Genomic DNA, 18,893 nt, shown 5'->3' on the forward strand with positions numbered 1-18,893 from the left:
CCCGAGGAGCGCGAGGCGCGCGTGGTCGCGCGCCGTGAACCGGAGCGAGACGCCGCGCAGCAGGCACCACGCGACGAGGACGAGCGAGGCCAGGCCGAACCGCCACGCCACGGAGACCTCGGGGGCCACGACCCCGAGCTGGAACTTGATGGCGAGCCAGGTCGTCCCCCAGATGAACGAGGAGAGGAAGAAGAGGAAGACGTCGGACGAGCCGCCGGGCCTTGCCGACGTCGCGGGCGGGTGATCCATCCGCCGGATACTGCACCCGCCCGGCGAATCGTCCGAGGGCCGCGTCGCCCGCTTGCTTGACCCCGCCGTAGAGAAGGAATAGATTCCTATCTGCGGATGATCCGCAAATAGGAATGAAACGTAACGAGCAGGGCGACCCCGCCGGGCGGAGGCTCGAGCGCCTCCGCGCCGTCGCGAAGGAAGCGGGCCTCAAGCTCACGCACCAGCGGCTCGAGATCTTCCGGGAGCTGGCGGCGTCGGAGGAGCACCCCGACGCGGAGACGGTGTTCCGCGCGGTCCAGCAGCGGATGCCGACGGTATCGCTCGACACGGTCTACCGGACGCTGTGGGCGCTCCACGACCTCGGGCTCGTTTCGACGCTCGGACCGAGGGCCTCCGGCGTGCGTTTCGACGCCAACCTCGACCGTCACCATCACTACTTCTGCGTGCGCTGCCGGCTCGTTCGCGACTTCGAGAGCCCGGAGCTCGACGGCCTCCGGGTCCCCGACGCAGTGAAGAGGCTCGGGAGCGTCCTGGACGCGCACGTCGAGGTGCGGGGACTCTGTGGGACCTGTCAGGGCGGCCCCGAAGCCTCGAGGGTTCGAAGGCAGCCAGGAATCCGAGGAGGATGAAATGAGCGAAACCGGCACGTGCCCGTTCACCGGGGCTTCCGGCCACCCGGTCGCGGGTCGAGGCACGACGAACCGGGACTGGTGGCCCAAACAGCTGAACCTCGGGATCCTGCACCAGCACGCGCCGGCGTCGAACCCGATGGACCCCGGCTTCAAGTACGCCGAGGAGTTCAAGAAGCTCGACCTGGCGGCGCTGAAGAGGGACCTCTACGCCCTGATGACCAGCTCGCAGGAGTGGTGGCCCGCCGACTGGGGCCATTACGGCGGCTTCTTCATCCGCATGGCCTGGCACAGCGCCGGCACCTACCGCACCGGTGACGGACGCGGCGGTGGGGGCACCGGCAACCAGCGGTTCGCGCCGGTCAACAGCTGGCCTGACAACGGCAACCTGGACAAGGCGCGCCGCCTGCTCTGGCCCATCAAGCAGAAATACGGCAACCAAATCTCCTGGGCCGACCTGATGATTCTGGCCGGCAACGTGGCGCTGGAGTCCATGGGCTTCAAGACCTTCGGTTTCGGTGGTGGCCGCGTGGACATTTGGCAGCCCGAGGAGGACATCTACTGGGGAGCCGAAGCCGAATGGCTGGGCGACAAGCGCTACACCGGCGACCGCGAGCTGGAGAACCCGCTGGCTGCCGTGCAGATGGGCCTAATCTACGTGAACCCCGAAGGCCCCAACGGCAACCCCGACCCCGTGGCTTCGGGCCTTGATGTGCGTGAGACCTTCGGCCGCATGGGGATGAACGACGAAGAGACCGTCGCGCTCGTCGCCGGGGGCCACACCTTCGGCAAGTGCCACGGCGCCGGCGACCCGTCGCTGGTGGGGCCGGAGCCCGAGGCCGCCCCTCTGGAAGAAATGGGCCTGGGCTGGAAGAACAGCTTCGGCACCGGCAAGGGGGTGCACACCACCACCAGCGGCATCGAAGGGGCCTGGAAACTCAATCCCACCACATGGGACATGGGCTACTTCAACACGCTGTTCGGCTACGAGTGGGAGCTTTCCAAGAGCCCAGCCGGCGCCCAACAATGGCATGCCAAGGACGTGAAGCCGGAGCACATGATTCCGGATGCCCATGACCCATCGCTGAAGCACCGCCCCATGATGACCACGGCCGACCTGTCGCTGCGCTTCGACCCCATCTATGAGCCCATCGCGCGCCGCTTCCACCAGGACCCGCAGGCCTTTGCCGACGCCTTCGCCCGCGCCTGGTTCAAGCTGACCCACCGCGACATGGGTCCCAAGGCCCGCTACCTGGGGCCTGAAGTCCCGGCCGAAGACCTGATCTGGCAAGACCCGCTCCCCGCCGTCGATCACCCCCTGATCGACGCCAGGGACGTCGCCGACCTCAAAGCGAAGGTTCTGGCCTCGGGGCTGTCGGTGGCGGAGCTGGTTGCCACCGCTTGGGCCGCGGCCTCCACCTTCCGTGGTTCGGACAAGCGCGGCGGTGCCAACGGCGCCCGCATTCGCCTGGCGCCGCAGAAGGAGTGGGAGGTCAACCAGCCGGCGCAGCTGGCCAGGGTGCTGGGCGTGCTCGAAACCATCCAGCGGGAGTTCAACGGCACCCAGGCGGGGGGGAAGAAGGTCTCCATGGCGGACCTCATCGTGCTGGCCGGCTGCGCAGCGGTTGAAGCGGCGGCCAAGGCAGCCGGCCACGGGGTGGAGGTCCCCTTCACCCCGGGTCGCACCGACGCCTCCCAGGACCAGACCGATGTGAAATCGTTCGCCGTGATGGAGCCCGAGGCCGACGGTTTCCGCAATTACCGGAAGAAGGCATTCACCGTGTCGGCCGAGGAAATGCTGGTGGACAAGGCGCACCTGCTGACCCTGAGCGCGCCCGAGATGACGGTGCTCGTCGGCGGCCTGCGCGTGCTGGGCGCCAACGCTGACCAGTCGCAGCATGGCGTGTTCACGAAACGGCCGGGGGCGCTGACCAACGACTTCTTCCTAAACCTGCTCGACATGGCCACCGCCTGGAAGCCCGCGTCCGCTGCCGGGGACACGTTCGAAGGGCGCGACCGCACGACGGGGGCGCTCCGGTGGACCGCTACCCGGGTCGATCTGGTATTCGGCTCCAACTCGCAGCTGCGCGCCCTGGCCGAGGTATATGCCCAGGACGATGCCCGGGAGAAGTTCGTGCGTGACTTCGTAACAGCCTGGAACAAGGTCATGAACCTGGACCGCTTTGACAGGGAGAAGTAATACTGCTAATAAGAAAGAGCGCGGGAAACGCCCCATTTCATTGCCCACAAGGAGAAATCAGATGTCCACAAAGGAAAATCTCGCCGAAGCCTTTGCCGGCGAAAGCCAGGCCAACCGGAAATATCTCGCCTTTGCCAAGCAGGCCGAGGTGGACGGCTTCCCCCAGGTGGCCAGGCTCTTCCGGGCCGCGGCCCACGCCGAGACCGTCCATGCCCATGCCCACCTTCGCGCCATGGGGGGTATCAAGAAAACCGCCGAGAACCTTCAGGAGGCCATTGAGGGGGAAGGCTTCGAGTTTCAGACCATGTACCCCCCCTACCTGGAAGAGGCAAAGCAGGAAGGGGACCGCATGGCGGAAATCTCCTTCCGCAACGCCCTGGCCGTGGAGGAAATCCACCACGACCTGTACCAGAAGGCCTTCGCCGCGGTCATGAGCGGCGGCGACCTGGCGGCACGGAAGGTGTACGTCTGCGAAATCTGCGGCAACACCGTCTATGACGAGGCGCCCGACAAGTGCCCCGTCTGCCAGGTGCCGAAGGACCGCTTCACCCTGATCGACTAATCAAAAAAACACCACGAAGGAGATTGTTAGATGAGCAGCATCAAGGGAACCAAAACCGAGCAGAACCTCCTGAAGTCCTTTGCCGGCGAGAGCCAGGCCCGCAACCGGTACACCTACTTCGCCGCTGCGGCGAAAAAAGAGGGGTACGTGCAGATCGCCGACATCTTCGAGGAGACCGCCAACCAGGAGAAGGAGCACGCCAAGCGCTTCTTCAAGTTCCTGGAGGGGGGCGACACGGAGATCACCGCCTGCTTCCCCGCCGGCAGGATCGGCACCACCGCCGAAAACCTCCTGGCCGCCGCCAGGGGCGAGCACGAGGAGCACACCGACCTCTACCCCGGTTTCGCCGCCATCGCCAAGGAGGAGGGGTTCCCCGCCATCGCGGCGGTCTGGACCGCCATCTCCGTGGCTGAGAAGCAGCACGAGAAGCGCTATCGGGATCTCCTGGCCAACATCGAGGCCAACCGGGTCTTCACCCGCGACACCGAGGTGGTCTGGCGCTGCCGCAACTGCGGCTACCTCCACACCGCCGCCGGAGCGCCCGACCAGTGTGCCGCCTGCGCCCACCCCAAGGCCCACTTCGAGCTTCTGGGCGAGAACTGGTAGAGAACAGCGGGGCACCACAGCAACTGATGCGAAAAGGACACGTCCCCTGGCAGGGGAGGTGTCCTTTTTTATTCGCCGCTTCTCCGTGCCCCATTGTCATTATTGCGCTAAAGCCCTCCCCCCATTGTGCCGATAGGGAGAAGGAGGGGCTGGCGATACCGGGCCGCTCCCAAACACCAGGGAAAGGCCAAGGTACCGCCATGGACCAGCTTCGCGTCATCTGCCCCCACTGTCAACTCGCCAAGGACATCCGCCGGGATCAGGCCCCGAAGCAGCCGGTGACGGCCACCTGTCCCCGCTGCAAGGGGAAATTCCTTCTGGACCCGGCTAAACTTGCCGCTGCTCCAGCGTCCTCATCCCCGCAACCGCCTGCCGGGGGAGCAGCACCGCCTCCCCTGCGGCAACCGCCTCCCGCGCCATCATCATCTACCCCGTCCCGCCCCAATGCCTCGCGTCCGAACCCGTCGCGCCCCGCCCAGCACAGCCGGGGACAAAGGGCGGAACTTAGAGGGATCGGCGAACTGTTGCGTGATGCCTGGACGGTGTTCCAGAGCCGCTTCGCCACCCTGTTCATCATCTATCTCCTTTTCCTGCTGGCGGCGGCCGCCGCGCCGGTCGCCGCGGGGGCGCTCGGCTTCGCCCTCGCCGCGGCACTGCCGTCCGCCAAGGGGGCGGTGGTCACCCTCAGCTCCGTCATCGGCCTCGCTGCCGGCGTCCTCGGCTTTTCGTGGGGATGGGGGGCCTGCGTTGCCGCGTCCCTCGACGAAACCCTCGACACCCGCGCCGCCTTTGCTGTGGCCCGGGAGAAACTCCTCCCCTTCGCCCTGGTGAGCTTCCTGGTCGGCTTCATCATCACCGGAGGCTACCTCCTCTTCGTCATTCCGGGCATCATCTTTTCGGTCTGGTTCTTCTTCGCGAACTTCGTCATCTTCGACGACGACACCCGCGGCATGTCGGCCCTGCTCAAGAGCAAGGCCTACACCGCCGGCCGCTGGTTCGACGTCTTCCTCCGCCTCGTGGTCATCTGGGCCTGCCTGGCAGTCGTCGGGGCCATCCCGGTGGTGGGACTGCTTCTCACCCTCGTGGCGATCCCCTATACCATGGTCTACCAGGCCCTTCTCTTCAAGGACCTGAAGGAGGCAGCCGGCGAGGTGATTTACCCCTGCGGCTTCGGCGACAGCGCCCGGTGGGTCGGCCTTGCGGTGCTGGGGTATGTGGCCGTGCCGGCGATCCTGCTGGCCACCTTCGGGGCAGCCCTCTACAAGAACCTCTCCCCCCTCATGGGCGGCGGGGTGCCTGCCATCACCCTTCCGGCAACAGCGGGTTCCGGCAGCGGCGACGGAGACTTCCGCGTCATCCCGGTCCCCACACAGGGAGAACCCTCGGGAAGCATCTCCGTCTCCCCCGTCGAGAGCGGATCGTCTCCCTCCTTCCCGTCATCGTCCCAACCGGCGGAGCAGAACCAGGCCCGGCACCCTGAGCACATCCACGTATTCATCTACTCCGTCAACTACGGGGGAAAGGTGGAGGCCAACGGCTCCACCGTCAAGGAACTGGGGACCGAGCCCAACATGCAGTACAACTACAACGAGAACGGCGAGGAACTCGTCTTCGGCCGCAACAGCATCACGGTGAATTACGAGCCGGTCAAAGATCCGGCGGCAACCATGGAGCCGCGGCTCCACCTGAAGATTTCCTACTGGAACGGCAGCGACAAACGGGTGCTGGGGGACTGGGAGATCAAGGAGACAACGCCGGGAAGGAAGACCTTCGACCTGGAGATACCCGAAAATCTCGGAAAATCGTAAGGAACAAACCATGCGCAAGCGCACCGTCATCGCCTTGGCCCTGTGCGGGATGCTTCTCGCAGCCACGGGCTGCCGTAAGGAAACAGGAAACTCACAGCAGGCACCAGCCAAGAATTCCGTAGCCATGGTTTCGGCTGCGGGCGGCACCCCCATCGAGCTGCGCTACGTTCCCGAGGGATTTCCTCTGGGGCTCTCGGTCTCCCAGGGGTTTGCCCTCCACCTGTTCGAGACGCCGGGGGGCAACCAGGGGTTCAAGACCCTGCCCCCCGACTCGGGCCACAAGCGCTACTACGACGAGTTCGCCATAGCCGGCCGGAGCCACCTGGTGATAACCGAGGAGAGCACCCCGCCCCGGTTCTATTTCGACGAGAACCGCAACGGCAACCTGACCGACGACCGGGGCCCTTTCATCGCCGAGAAGGAGGGGCTGCTCCCCAACAACGTCTCCATCCAGATCCGCTACGATGCCGAAAAGGTGGTCGCCCCCTACCGGCTCTGGCTTTTCGGGAGCCCCATGGGAGGGGTCCGGTTCTACCCGGTCTGCCACTGGCAAGGCGAGCTCACCATCGACGGGCGCAGCCACCCCCTGGTGGCCTTTGACGGCAACGCCGACGGCGACTATTCCAACGATCCCCTTGCCATCGACGCCAATGGCAACGGCACGGCCGACGACGGCGAGCAGCTGAAACCGGGCGATGAGATCACCATCGACGGAAAGCAGGTGAAGCTGGTGGCGGTATCACCGAGCGGACTCACGGTGCGACTGATCTGGTAAGCTCACGGAACCGCGCTCACACCATCATCCTTGCCGTCCCCGCGCAGTGCACACTTCACAGGCACATCCGGAATCCCTCCTTGCAGCTGACCGATTTTTTTGCGATAGTTGCCCAGATTAATCCCAGCACATGCACATCTTTTCAGCAAGGAGGCAACGATGCCCAGGCGCGACGACGTCAAGAAGGTCCTCATCATCGGTTCCGGCCCCATCATCATCGGTCAGGCCTGCGAGTTCGACTACTCCGGCACCCAGGCCTGCAAGGCCCTGCGCAAGCTCGGCTACCAAATCGTGCTGGTGAACTCCAACCCAGCCACCATCATGACCGATCCCGCCATGGCCGATGCCACCTATATCGAACCCCTTAACGTGGAGACCCTCACCGAGATCATCCGCAAGGAGCGCCCCGACGCCCTCCTCCCCAACCTGGGGGGCCAGACCGGCCTCAACCTCTCCTCGGCCCTGGCCAAGGCCGGGGTGCTGGACGAGTACGGGGTGCGGGTCATCGGCGTCAACCTGGATGCCATCAAGCGGGGCGAGGACCGGGAGACCTTCAAGGAGACCATGGCACGGCTGGGGATCGAGACCGCCCGCAGCGAGATCGCCACCTCCCTGGAGGAGGCCCTGGAGGCGGCGGGACGGATCGGGCTGCCGGTGGTGATCCGGCCCGCCTACACCATGGGGGGGACCGGCGGCGGCTTCGCCTACAACCTGGAGGAGTTCCGGACCATTGCCACCCGGGGGCTCTCGGCCAGCCCGGTCAAGCAGATTCTGGTGGAGGAGTCGGTGCTGGGATGGGAGGAGCTGGAACTGGAGGTGGTGCGGGACGCCAGGAGCCAGAAGATCACCGTCTGCTTCATCGAGAACGTGGACGCCATGGGGGTCCACACCGGCGACTCCTACTGCACGGCCCCCATGCTCACCATCGCCCCGGAGCTTCAGGCACGGCTCCAGGACTACTCCTACCGCATCGTCGACGCCATCGAGGTGATCGGCGGCACCAACGTCCAGTTCGCCCACGACCCGAAAACCGGTCGTGTGGTGGTCATCGAGATCAACCCCCGCACCTCCCGCTCCTCGGCCCTGGCCTCCAAGGCCACCGGCTTCCCCATCGCCATGGTGTCGTCGCTCCTGGCCGCCGGCCTTACCCTGGACGAAATCCCCTACTGGCGGGACGGCTCCCTGGAGAAGTACACCCCCTCCGGCGACTACGTGGTGGTGAAGTTTGCCCGCTGGGCCTTCGAGAAGTTCAAGGGGGTCGAGGACAAGCTCGGCACCCAGATGCGGGCCGTGGGCGAGGTGATGAGCATCGGCAAGAACTACAAGGAGGCGCTGCAGAAGGCGATCCGCTCCCTGGAGATCGGCCGGTACGGCCTCGGCTTTGCCCGCGACTTCAACGCCACATCGCTGCCGAAGCTCCTGGAGATGCTGGCCGAGCCCTCCAGCGAGCGCGAGTTCATCCTCTACGAGGCCCTCCGCAAGGGGGCAGACATCGACCAGCTCCACCGCCTGACCCATATCAAGCACTGGTTCCTGCAGCAGATGAAGGAGCTGGTGGAGCTGGAGGAACAGATACTCCGGCACCGGGGAAGCCTCCCCCCCGACGGGCTGCTGCTCCAGGCCAAACGGGACGGCTTTGCCGACCGCTATCTGGCGAAGCTGCTGGAGATTCCCGAGCCCCAGGTCCGGGAACGGCGGCTGGCCCTGGGACTCGCCGAGGCGTGGGAAGCGGTGCCCGTGAGCGGGGTGGAGAACGCCGCCTACTATTTCTCCACCTACAACGCCCCGGACACGGTACCGGTCAGCGACCGGAAGAAGATCATGGTGCTGGGGGGCGGCCCCAACCGGATCGGCCAGGGGATCGAGTTCGACTACTGCTGCGTCCACACCGCCTTTGCCCTGCGGGAGGCCGGCTACGAGACCATCATGGTCAACTGCAACCCGGAGACGGTTTCAACGGACTACGACACCTCGGACAAACTCTACTTCGAGCCCCTCACCGTGGAGGATGTCCTCTCCATCTACACCAAGGAGAAGCCCGAGGGGGTGCTGGTCCAGTTCGGAGGGCAGACCCCCCTCAACATCGCCGCCGAACTGGAATCAGCCGGGGTGCGGATCATCGGCACGTCGCCGGAGACCATCGACCTGGCCGAGGACCGGCAGCGCTTCGCCAAGGTCATGGGGGAACTGGGGATCCCCCAGCCCGAATCGGGCATGGCCAGCACCCTCGAGGAGGCCCTGGCTGTCGCGGCCCGCTTCGGCTATCCCCTCATGGTCCGCCCCTCCTACGTTCTGGGCGGCAGGGCCATGGAGGTGGTCCACGACGAGGAAATGCTCACGGAGTACATCGCCAAGGCGGTGGACGTTTCCCCGGAGCGCCCCATCCTCATCGACCGGTTCCTGGAGAACGCCATCGAGGCGGAAGCCGACGCCATCAGTGACGGAACCGACGCCTTCGTCCCCGCGGTCATGGAGCACATCGAACTGGCCGGGGTCCACTCGGGGGACTCGGCCTGCGTCATCCCCCCGGTCAGCATCCCCCTGAAGCACATCGCAACCATCGATGAGTACACCCGCAAAATCGCCGTGGCCATGGGGGTCGTGGGGCTCATGAACATCCAGTACGCCATCGCCGATGACACCGTCTACATCCTGGAGGCGAACCCCCGGGCCAGCCGCACCGTGCCGCTGGTCTCCAAGGTCTGCAACATCCCCATGCCCCGCATCGCCGTCCAGGTCATGCTCGGTGCGAAGCTGAAGGATATGGGGCTCGTCCGCCGCACCTTCCCCCACTTCGGGGTCAAGGAGGCGGTCTTCCCCTTCTCCATGTTCCCCGAGGTGGACCCGGTGCTCGGCCCGGAGATGCGCTCCACCGGCGAGGTGCTGGGGCTTGCGGGCAACTACGGCCTCGCCTTTTACAAGGCCCAGGAAGGAGCCAATGCCCAGCTCCCCCTCTCCGGTACGGTTCTCTTCACCATCGCCGAGCGGGACAAGGATGATGCCCTGGAGGCGGCGCGCCGCTTCGCCGACCTGGGCTTCGCCATCCGCGCCACGGAGGGGACCTGCCGGTTCCTGGCCGGCCACGGCATCGCCGCGACGCCGGTCAACAAGCTCCACGAGGGGCGCCCCAATCTGGTGGATGCTATAAAGAACGGCGAGATCCACCTGCTGGTCAACACTCCGGCCGGGAAGCAGAGCGCCCATGACGACTCCTACATCCGCAAGGCGGCCATCGCCAACAAGATCCCCCACATCACCACCGTCGCGGCTGCCGTCGCCGCCGCCGAGGGGATAGCGGCCCGCCGCAACGGCAAGGAACCGGTCATGAGCCTGCAGGAGTACCACGCCGGCATCCGCTGACGGCACAGACCGCACTGCGCCTGTATTACCCAGGGAAACAAGGGCGCCCCGCGCGGCCCCTTGTCCATCGCCACTAAGTCCAGAGTTTTTTTCAAGTTTCCTGCAAACCTTGACAGGGGAAAGCGGCCTGATACCATTATGAAAACCTGTTAATTGCAGATGCCAGGTGAAACGCTGGAAAGAGATGACAACCGACCAGGTGCCCGATTTGTTTCAGGCTCGCGCCGTGGGCGCGCAGTCGGTTGCCGTCAATGAAAGGAGAAAGCAGATGGGTATTTTCAGCAAAATTCGTGATTCCATCTTCGGCAAGAAAGAGGAAGAGGTTCACGCTGCCGCAGCACCTCCCATTCAGGCTGAGGCGGCTCAACCCGTTTCGGCGCCAGCTCCCATGAGCGAAGTCGACGTGGAGGCGAGGCTGACCTTCATGGCGGCGAATGCCGGCCAGCAACTCAACTGGCGGACATCCATCGTCGACCTGATGAAACTTCTCGGCATGGAATCGAGCCTTGCAGAGCGCCGCGAACTGGCTCAAGAACTCGGCTATACCGGCGACACCAACGATACGGCAACCATGAACATCTGGCTGCACAAGCAAGTCATGAGGAAGCTCGCTGAGAGTGGCGGGATTGTCCCCGCCGACCTGCTCGACTGACAGGCACGGCCTCGGACGGGTCAAGGGATTTTGGCTCATTCGCTGCGTTCTTCGACATTTCCGAACACCTTGCACAAACGGCCCGCCGGAATATCCCGGCGGGCCGTTTGCTTTGGGGCTACGAACCACTCTACCGCATCAACTCAAAGAACCGGTCCTCGCAGGTCTCATCCTTGATATCGATGAACTTGTTGGCGATCTCGGTCACCATGTTGACGACACCCTGGTAGCCGATGAGGGGATAGCGATGCTTGTTGACCCGGTCCATGATCGGAAAGCCGAACCGGAAGAGGGGGATGCCGGCGTCGCGGGCGGCGAACTTGCCGTGGGAGTCGCCGATCATGGCGTCCACCGGGTCGGTCACCAGGAGGCTCCGCATGTGCCAGAGGTCCTTGCCCATGTAGATCTTCCCCTGCTTGCCGTACATGGAGCTGTCCAGCAGCGCCTGCATCTCCTTCTCGAACTTCTTGCTCCCCTTGCTGCAGAGGATGTGGTACGGGATCGCTCCCATCTCCAGGAGGAAGGAAACGTACCCCAGGAGATAGTCAGGGTCGCCGTAGACGGCGAACTTCTTGCCGTGGATGTACTGATGGGAGTCGGTCAGGGCGTCCACGGCGCGACCCCGCTCGGCCTTGAGGGACTCGGGAACCGGCTTGCCGAACAGCTCGGCGAGCTTCTTGATGAAGGCGTCGGTCTTCTCGATCCCCATGGGCATCGGCAGAGAGGCATGCTTGCCGGAGTAGTTGTCCTTGATCCAGGTGAAGGTCTTGGGCGTGGCGTAGGGGCCGACGGTGATGGTCGCCTTGCCGTTGATGGAGTCGGCCGCATCGTCGAGCTTCGTCCCCCCCGGATAGACGTGGTAGCTGCCGTCGCAGGGTGAATCGAAGGACTCGGCGATGTCGGCCAGGATGGTGCTGGGGATGCCGAACTCCTTCAGGATGCGGGCATACTCCCGGTAGTTGCCGGTGTTGAAGTCGCAGCCGGCGACGAGGTTCAGCTTGCCGGTGCAGCGCCCCTCCACCTGCTTCCCCGCGGTCAGGGTCTGGAGGATGGAGAGGAGCATGGCGTCATAGCCGTGGATGTGGGAGCCGTTGAAGCTCGGGGTGTTGGCGTATGGCGCCGGGAACTCCTGGGGGATGTGCCCCTTGTTCCGGGCGTTCTTGATGAAGGCGGTCAGGTCGTCGCCGATGATCTCGGGCATGCAGGAGGTGAAGATGGCGATCATCTTCGGCTTGTAGAGGGCCAGGGCATTCTCCAGCCCCTCGTGGAGGTTGTTCTGGCCGCCGAACACGGCGCCGTCCTCGGTCATGGAATCGGAGACCGCCGGCGCCGGCTCGCGAAAGTGGCGATTGAGGGTGGAGCGGTAGTAGGAGGCGCACCCCTGGGAGCCGTGGACAAACGGCAGCGTCCCTTCGAACCCGTGGGCGGCCAGCTGGGCACCCAGCGGCTGGCAGGCATGGGGCGGGTTGATCACCAGCGCCTGGCGGGCGAAGTTCTTTTCCTTGTACTCCTCGGTGTTGATCCAGTCCGCTACCCGCTTTACTTCCTCCTCGGGTATTTCGGTTACATATTTGACGGCGGCTTCTGCGCTCATAATTATCTCCTCTCCGGATACCAATCCGTATCACGGCAGATTATGTTTTTGTAGGGGCAGGGTTTCCCTGCCCTGGTTTACATACCCTGAACAGGATTTCAGGCGGGCGGGGAAACCCCGCCCCTACATCAGATCAAAAAGGCGACTTCACCAGCTTCCACGTGGGGCTGTTCACCGCCATATCGATATCCCGCGCGAAAACCGAAAACCCCTGATAACCGTGGTAGGGACCGGAGTAGTCCCAGCTGTGCATCTGGCGGAACGGAATCCCCATCTTCTGGAAGACGTATTTCTCCTTGATGCCGCTGCCGATGAGGTCGGGCTTCAGGGTGTGGACGAACTGCTCCAGTTCGTACTCGGAGGGGTCGTCGTAGATGACCGTGGCTTCCGGCATCTCCGGTGCGGTCCGCTCGTAGTCGTCACCGTGGGCGAACTCGTAGCCGGAACCGACACACTCCATCCCCAGGTCCTCGTAGGCGCCGATGGTGTGGCGCGGGCGGAGGCCACCCACCAGGAGCATCACCTTCTTCCCTTCCAGGCGCGGCCGGTACTCGTCGATGATCGCCTGCATGATCGGATCGTACTTGGCGATGGCCTGCTCCACCTTGTCCTGAATGGTCTGGTCAAACCGCGCGCCGATGGCCCGCAGGCTCTCCCTGATCTTGGTGGGGCCGAAGAAGTTGAACTCCAGCCAGGGGATGCCGTACTTCTCTTCCATCACCTTGCACATGTAGTTCATGGAGCGGTAGCAGTGGATGAGATTGAGCTTCACCCTGTGGGTGGCGGCGATCTTCTCCAGCTCGCCGTCGCCGGTCCAGACCGATTTGACGTTGAGGCCGATCTCCTCCAGAAGCGCCTTGGCGCTCCAGACGTCGCCGCCGATGTTGTAGTCGCCGATGAGCGAGATGTCATAGGGGCTCTCCGGCTCGGCGAACTCGCGGGTACCGATGATATGGTCCCGGATGGTGTCGTTGGAGATGTGGTGCCCCAGCGACTGGCTCACCCCGCGGAACCCCTCGCAGTTGCAGGGGATGATCGGGATATCCAGCTCCTTGGAGGACTGCTTGGCGGTGGCGTTGATGTCGTCGCCGATGAGCCCCACCGGGCACTCGGAGAGTACCGATATCCCCTTGGCCAGGGGAAAGAGCTCCTTGGCCTCCACGAGCAGTTGCTTCAGCTTCTTGTCGCCGCCATAGACGATGTCCTTCTCCTGGAAGTCGGAGGTGAACTGCATGGCGAAGTTGGTGACGCCGGTGATGCCGCTCATGAGGTTCCGCCGGGTACCCCAGGAGTACCAGCCGCAGCCGACCGGACCGTGGGAGACGTGCACCATGTCGCGGATCGGTCCCCAGACCACCCCCTTGGCGCCGGCGTAGGCGCAGCCGCGGGCGCTCATGACGCCGGGAACGGTCTTTCTGTTAGACTTGACGCAGGAGCTGACCCCGTCGTTGGGAGCGAGGTGCGGAGCCCGCTTCTTCTTCGCCTTCTCGGGATATATTTCCAGGGCCTTGTCGATCATCTCCTGGGTCGACTCTTTCGTTATTCCTTCAACTTTTCGTATTGTCTGTGTCATGTTCGATTCTCCTGTATGGTTTTTGCTTAAACCAATTGGCGAACGATTTTGAGGTCAGGTCGGCGGCTTCCAAGGAAGAGCGCGGAGGCGTGGCAGCGCCACGTCGCACAAGCGATGACGCAGGAAACGCCGAGATGGCCCAAAAGCGTTCGTCATTTCGCCGCCGCTTCAGCCACACCCACGACGGTCTCGTCCTCGGCCTCCATGATGCCGAACTCCATGAGGAGATCTTCCAGCTCTTCCATCTCCAGTGGGGTCGGCACCACCAGCATCTTGTTGTCGAGGATCTTCTGGGCCAGGGTCCGGTACTCGTTCGCCTGCGGATGCTCGGGGGAGTACTCGATGACCGTCATGCGGCGCAGCTCGGCCCGCTGCACCTGGTTGTCCCGGGGGACGAAGTGGATCATCTGGGTACCGAGCTTCTTGGCCAGGGCATCGATCAGTTCGTACTCCTTGTCGGTCTTGCGGGCGTTGCAGATGAGGCCGGCCAGCCGGACCTTGCCGGAGGAGGCGTACTTGAGGATACCCTTGGCAATGTTGTTGGCGGCGTACATTGCCATCATCTCGCCGGAACAGACGATGTAGATCTCTTCCGCCTTGTTCTCGCGGATCGGCATGGCGAACCCGCCGCAGACGACGTCACCAAGAACATCGTAAAAGACGAAGTCGAGATCCGGGGTGTAGGCACCGTTCTCTTCCAGGAAGTTGATGGCGGTGATGACGCCGCGGCCGGCGCATCCGACCCCCGGCTCCGGACCGCCGGACTCCACACACTTCACATCGCCGTAACCGACCTTCAAAATGTCTTCCAGCTCCAGGTCCTCGACCGTTCCCAGCTCCCGCACCTTGTCCATGACCGTGGCCTGGGCCTTGGCGTGGAGGATGAGCCGGGTGGAGTCGGCCTTCGGGTCGCAGCCGACGATCATCACCTTCTTGCCGAGGGAGGCGAGGCCCGCCACCGTGTTCTGGGTCGTCGTGGACTTGCCGATGCCGCCTTTGCCGTAAATCGCGATTTGTCTCATGATGTTTCTCCTTTCGTCCACCAATCCGTGGACTGCCTGGGAATGTGCGGGGCAACAAAAAAAGGCGCCCCATTCGTTATCAATGGTGGCGCCTTTGCCTGCATTCTGCAGCGAATACTCCGACGTATTCTCATATTCTCTTATGACTGGGATAAAGCATTGACCATGCCAAATCTCAACATGCCGTAATTACTGAATTGTTTCTTTATGCTCTCCCCAACTGCGCCTCTTTCCCATGCAGGTGCCAACAATTTAATCACAAATGGCAGCTGCAACCCTTCCCACCTGAACCATTTCACAATCCCCACGAATCTGCCTAAAAAATGGAAGGGCACCGACTGCTGCCGGTGCCCCTCTTCATCCAACTGCTACGCGTCTACTCCTCCATCAGCAGAATCGCCTCGGCGATCTGGCGCAGGCTCTTGCGCTTGTCCATGGCCAGCTTCTGCATCTTGCGAAACGCCTCGGGCTCGGAGAGCCCCTGTTTCCGCATCAGGAGCCCCTTGGCCTTCTCGATGACCTTGCGGCTCTCCAGGGTCTCCTTCAGGTCCTCCACCTCCTCTTTGAGGGCCTCCACCTCGTCGGCATGGGCACAGGCAAGCTCGATGGCTGGCCAGAGATCCTGCTCCCGGAACGGCTTGGCCAGAAACCCTCCGATGCCGCTCTCCTTGGCCCGCTTGACCGTCTCGGCGTCGCAGCAGGCAGTCAGGAGGATGATCGGGATCTTCAGCCGCTGCCGGATCTCCCGGGCCGCCGTAATGCCGTCCTTCTTGGGCATCGAGACATCGAGAATGACGATGTCGGGCACCGTGGCCAGTGCCGTCTGCACCGCCTGCTCCCCGTCCCCGCACTCCCGGATTTCATCGAAACCAAGTTCCTTGAGCTTATTTTTTAAGCTCATCCTGATAATCGGCTCATCATCGCACACCAGGGCACTTCTCAATGAAATCACCACCTTATCATTATTTTGTCCCGCAAAACCTTCTTACTTTGATGTGATTGAGCATAAACCGTTCCAAACACGGACTAGCGCTCACCCTCCTCAATCCTTTACAATGCCGCCCATGGTGCCAAAATAGATGCTGACGCGCCCGAAGGCGCCGCCCCACTCCGGAGGACCGTCCATGAAGAAGAAGGTGATCCTGATCGCCATCCTGCTCCTGGCCATCGCGGCCATTGCCTGGTTCGTCACCCGCCGCACCGGCGACGACGGCAGCACCGTCGCCGTCTCGGGAACCATCGAGGTGACCGACGTGGAGGTGAGTTTCAAGATTCCGGGACGGGTGCGGGAACGGCTCGTTGACGAGGGGGAGCTGGTGAAGGCGGGACAGATCGTTGCGCGACTCGACGATGACGACCTTCGCCTGGACGTGGCCCAGCGCGAGCAGGACAGGGAAGTCCTGGCGGCGAACCTGCGGGAACTGGAGAACGGTTTCCGGAAGGAGGACATCGCTAGGGCCGATGCCGCCGTAACAAGAGTCAAGGCCGACGCCGAACGGCTCAAGGCCGATTTTGCCCGGCAGGAGACCCTCTTCCAGCGGGAGGTCATCTCCCGCCGCGACTTCGATGCCGCAAAGGCTGCCTTCGAATCGTCCCGGGCTGCCCTGAGGGAGGCAGTTGCCCAGCAGGAGCTCATGCACCGGGGCCCCCGGCGCGAGCAGATCGACGCAGCCCGGGCACGCCTCGGCCAGGCCCGGGAGGCACTGGAGCTTGCCCGCACGCGCCTCGGCTACACCACCCTCTCCTCCCCCATGGCGGGGCTTGTCCTGGCCAAGCACGTGGAGCCGGGGGAGCAGGTGGCCGCCGGCACCCCCATCGTCTCCGTGGGAGACATGGCGAACAGCTGGATGCGGGCCTACATCGCCGAGACCGATCTGGGGCGGGTAAAGGTGGGGCAGAAGGCCCGGGTGAGAAGCGACACCTGGCCAGACCGCCGCTACGAGGGGACCATTACCTTCATCTCCCCGGAGGCGGAATTCACCCCCAAGAGCGTCCAGACCGAGAAGGAGCGGGTGAAGCTCGTCTACCGGATCAAGATCACCATCCCGAACCCCACTATGGAGCTGAAGCCGGGGATGCCGGTGGATGCGGAGATTCTCGCGAGCGAATGAGTGCCGCAATTGTCACCGACAACCTCACCAAACGCTTCGGCGACGTGACCGCCGTGGACGGGCTCACCCTCTCCGTGGCGCAGGGGGAGCTCTTCGGCCTCGTGGGCTCCGACGGCGCCGGCAAGACAACCACCATGCGGATGCTGACCGGCATCATGGACCCTACGGATGGATCGGCCCGGGTCATGGGACACCACACGGTGCAGGAGGCGGAGGCGCTCAAGGAGGAGATCGGCTACATGAGCCAGCGCTTCGGCCTCTACCCGGACCTGACCGTGCTGGAAAACCTCCACTTCTATGCCGACATCTACGGCCTCCCCCGCCGGGGACGCGACGAGAAGATAGGCCGGCTCCTCTCCTTCAGCAACCTGACCCCCTTCGGGAAACGGCTGGCCGGCAACCTCTCCGGCGGCATGAAGCAGAAACTGGGGCTCGCCTGCGCCCTCATCCACACCCCCCGGGTCCTCTTCCTGGACGAACCCACCAACGGGGTCGACCCGGTTTCCCGCCGGGACTTCTGGCGCATCCTCTACCAGCTCCTGCGGGAAGGGGTAACAGTCTTCGTGGCCACCGCCTACCTGGACGAGGCAGACCGCTGCAACCGGGTGGGGCTCATTCATCGCGGCAGGATCCTGGCCTGCGACACGCCCGACAATCTCAAGGGGCTCATGCGGGGCACCATCCTGGAGGTGCGGACCCCCGCTCCACGCCGAGCCGCCCTGCTTCTGCGCGAGCAGCGAGAAAAGGAATCGGTGGGGATCTTCGGCGACCGGCTCCACGTGGTGACCCACAACGCCGGGGAAACAAGCACCGCCATCGAGGCGATCCTGCGTGGCGAGGGGATAGAGCTCCAGGGCCTGCGGGCCATCGAGCCGAGCCTGGAGGATGTGCTGGTGTCGGTGCTTGAGGGCGAAAACACCTGAAACAAGTCCAACCTTGACCTTACCAGTCACACCGAGTACCATTATTCCATAATCCGGCAAGCCGGAATCCAGAAGGAGAGCATCATGGAAATGGTAAAATTAGGCAAAAAAGGGCAGGTATCCATCCCTAAGGCCGTCCTCAATCGCGTTGGAATCAGCGGGGAAGTCCCCCTGCTGGTTGAGACGACCGATGACGGAGCCATCATCCTCAGACAGGCCGCAGTCTATCCCATCGAGATTTACTCGGACGAACGGATCAGGGAGTTTCTGGCTGAAGACGCTTTGAGCCCGGAAGAGGAAAAGCAGATACGCGCCAAGCTTTCAAAGAAGAAGGCAGCATGAAGCTCTTCCTCGACGCCAACATTCTTTTCACCGCCGCCTATTCCCCCACGGGAATCTCCCGTAAAATCTTCTCCCTTGCGGAGGCCGGGCACTGCACCCTTTCCACCTCGGCCTTCGCCTTGGACGAGGCACGGCGCAACCTGGCATCGAAGACTCCGAACCATTTACAGGAACTGGATTCTCTCGTGCGGTTGCTCGTGATCGTCCCCGAACCGAAACCTGACACGGTATTGTGGGCACGGCAGCTCCCCCTTCCCGCCAAGGACGCCCCCATCATGGCGGCAGCCGTCCAGAGCGGCGCAACGGTATTGGTCACCGGCGACCGCAGGGATTTCGGCCATCTTTTCGGCCAGACGCACCAGGGGATAGCGGTGCTGAGTCCGCGAGATACGCTGGCAGAACTCCTGAAGCCGTAGATTATTGCTCCGAAGACTAAACATTTATGTCTTGGCGTATCCGATGCCGTTCAGGCATTCAAACGGTCAGGAATTGATGCAAACGAACT

Annotated in this window: 17 protein-coding genes; 12 read left to right on the forward strand and 5 right to left on the reverse strand. The window is 63.6% G+C overall.

Annotated elements, in window-relative coordinates:
* Positions 1-249, reverse strand: a 249-nt coding sequence (locus RCH91_RS05275) for a DMT family transporter (protein ID WP_306533537.1), incomplete at its 3' end; no start/stop codon positions are given.
* Positions 250-362: 113 nt separating this feature from the next.
* On the opposite strand from RCH91_RS05275, the gene RCH91_RS05280 reads away from it, so the two are divergent.
* The 8 genes from RCH91_RS05280 (at position 363) to RCH91_RS05315 (ending at position 10,823) form a co-directional block, all read left to right on the forward strand.
* Positions 363-860, forward strand: a complete 498-nt coding sequence (locus RCH91_RS05280; RefSeq protein WP_306533539.1) for a Fur family transcriptional regulator — start codon at positions 363-365, stop codon at positions 858-860.
* A gap of 1 nt (position 861) precedes the next feature.
* Complete coding sequence (katG, locus tag RCH91_RS05285; protein WP_306533540.1) at positions 862-3,060, forward strand: catalase/peroxidase HPI; 2,199 nt, start codon at positions 862-864, stop codon at positions 3,058-3,060.
* Between the two features lie 61 nt (positions 3,061-3,121).
* A complete protein-coding gene (locus RCH91_RS05290; RefSeq protein ID WP_306533542.1) occupies positions 3,122-3,622 on the forward strand; it encodes a rubrerythrin family protein in 501 nt (166 codons plus the stop codon).
* A gap of 30 nt (positions 3,623-3,652) precedes the next feature.
* Positions 3,653-4,228 carry a rubrerythrin gene (rbr, locus tag RCH91_RS05295; protein ID WP_306533543.1) on the forward strand — a complete coding sequence of 192 codons (576 nt, stop codon included), beginning with the start codon at positions 3,653-3,655 and terminating at the stop codon, positions 4,226-4,228.
* Positions 4,229-4,428: 200 nt separating this feature from the next.
* Complete coding sequence (locus RCH91_RS05300; protein ID WP_306533545.1) at positions 4,429-6,036, forward strand: hypothetical protein; 1,608 nt, start codon at positions 4,429-4,431, stop codon at positions 6,034-6,036.
* A 10-nt stretch (positions 6,037-6,046) separates the two neighbouring features.
* Complete coding sequence (locus RCH91_RS05305; protein WP_306533546.1) at positions 6,047-6,811, forward strand: hypothetical protein; 765 nt, start codon at positions 6,047-6,049, stop codon at positions 6,809-6,811.
* A 159-nt stretch (positions 6,812-6,970) separates the two neighbouring features.
* On the forward strand, positions 6,971-10,171 hold the full coding sequence (gene carB, locus RCH91_RS05310) for a carbamoyl-phosphate synthase large subunit (RefSeq protein ID WP_306533547.1): 3,201 nt from the start codon (positions 6,971-6,973) through the stop codon (positions 10,169-10,171).
* A gap of 166 nt (positions 10,172-10,337) precedes the next feature.
* Positions 10,338-10,823, forward strand: a complete 486-nt coding sequence (locus RCH91_RS05315) for a DUF3597 domain-containing protein (RefSeq protein ID WP_306533548.1) — start codon at positions 10,338-10,340, stop codon at positions 10,821-10,823.
* Positions 10,824-10,953: 130 nt separating this feature from the next.
* Here the strand turns inward: RCH91_RS05315 and nifK are convergent, their stop codons facing one another.
* The 4 genes from nifK to RCH91_RS05335 form a co-directional block, all read right to left on the reverse strand.
* The gene (nifK, locus tag RCH91_RS05320; RefSeq protein WP_306533550.1) at positions 10,954-12,417 is read right to left on the reverse strand and encodes a nitrogenase molybdenum-iron protein subunit beta; all 1,464 of its coding nucleotides are present in this window, start codon (positions 12,415-12,417) and stop codon (positions 10,954-10,956) included.
* Between the two features lie 133 nt (positions 12,418-12,550).
* Complete coding sequence (gene nifD, locus RCH91_RS05325) at positions 12,551-13,990, reverse strand: nitrogenase molybdenum-iron protein alpha chain (protein ID WP_306533552.1); 1,440 nt, start codon at positions 13,988-13,990, stop codon at positions 12,551-12,553.
* A 152-nt stretch (positions 13,991-14,142) separates the two neighbouring features.
* Positions 14,143-15,012 carry a nitrogenase iron protein gene (nifH, locus tag RCH91_RS05330; protein ID WP_306533554.1) on the reverse strand — a complete coding sequence of 290 codons (870 nt, stop codon included), beginning with the start codon at positions 15,010-15,012 and terminating at the stop codon, positions 14,143-14,145.
* Positions 15,013-15,388: 376 nt separating this feature from the next.
* Complete coding sequence (locus RCH91_RS05335) at positions 15,389-15,955, reverse strand: ANTAR domain-containing response regulator (RefSeq protein ID WP_306533555.1); 567 nt, start codon at positions 15,953-15,955, stop codon at positions 15,389-15,391.
* A gap of 181 nt (positions 15,956-16,136) precedes the next feature.
* Between RCH91_RS05335 and RCH91_RS05340 the strand changes: the two genes are divergently transcribed.
* From RCH91_RS05340 to RCH91_RS05355, 4 genes are all read left to right on the forward strand, one after another.
* Positions 16,137-17,123 (forward strand): HlyD family secretion protein, encoded by a 987-nt coding sequence (locus RCH91_RS05340; RefSeq protein WP_306533556.1) that lies wholly within the window; start codon positions 16,137-16,139, stop codon positions 17,121-17,123.
* Complete coding sequence (locus RCH91_RS05345; protein ID WP_306533557.1) at positions 17,120-18,046, forward strand: ABC transporter ATP-binding protein; 927 nt, start codon at positions 17,120-17,122, stop codon at positions 18,044-18,046. Before RCH91_RS05340 ends, RCH91_RS05345 begins: the two co-directional genes overlap by 4 nt.
* 84 nt (positions 18,047-18,130) lie before the next feature.
* A complete protein-coding gene (locus tag RCH91_RS05350) occupies positions 18,131-18,388 on the forward strand; it encodes an AbrB/MazE/SpoVT family DNA-binding domain-containing protein (protein WP_306533559.1) in 258 nt (85 codons plus the stop codon).
* Positions 18,385-18,804 (forward strand): putative toxin-antitoxin system toxin component, PIN family, encoded by a 420-nt coding sequence (locus RCH91_RS05355; protein ID WP_306533560.1) that lies wholly within the window; start codon positions 18,385-18,387, stop codon positions 18,802-18,804. The genes RCH91_RS05350 and RCH91_RS05355 overlap by 4 nt, the downstream gene beginning before the upstream one ends.
* Positions 18,805-18,893: the final 89 nt, after the last annotated feature.

The organism is Geobacter sp. (assembly GCF_030834625.1).
Lineage (GTDB): Bacteria > Desulfobacterota > Desulfuromonadia > Geobacterales > Geobacteraceae > Geobacter.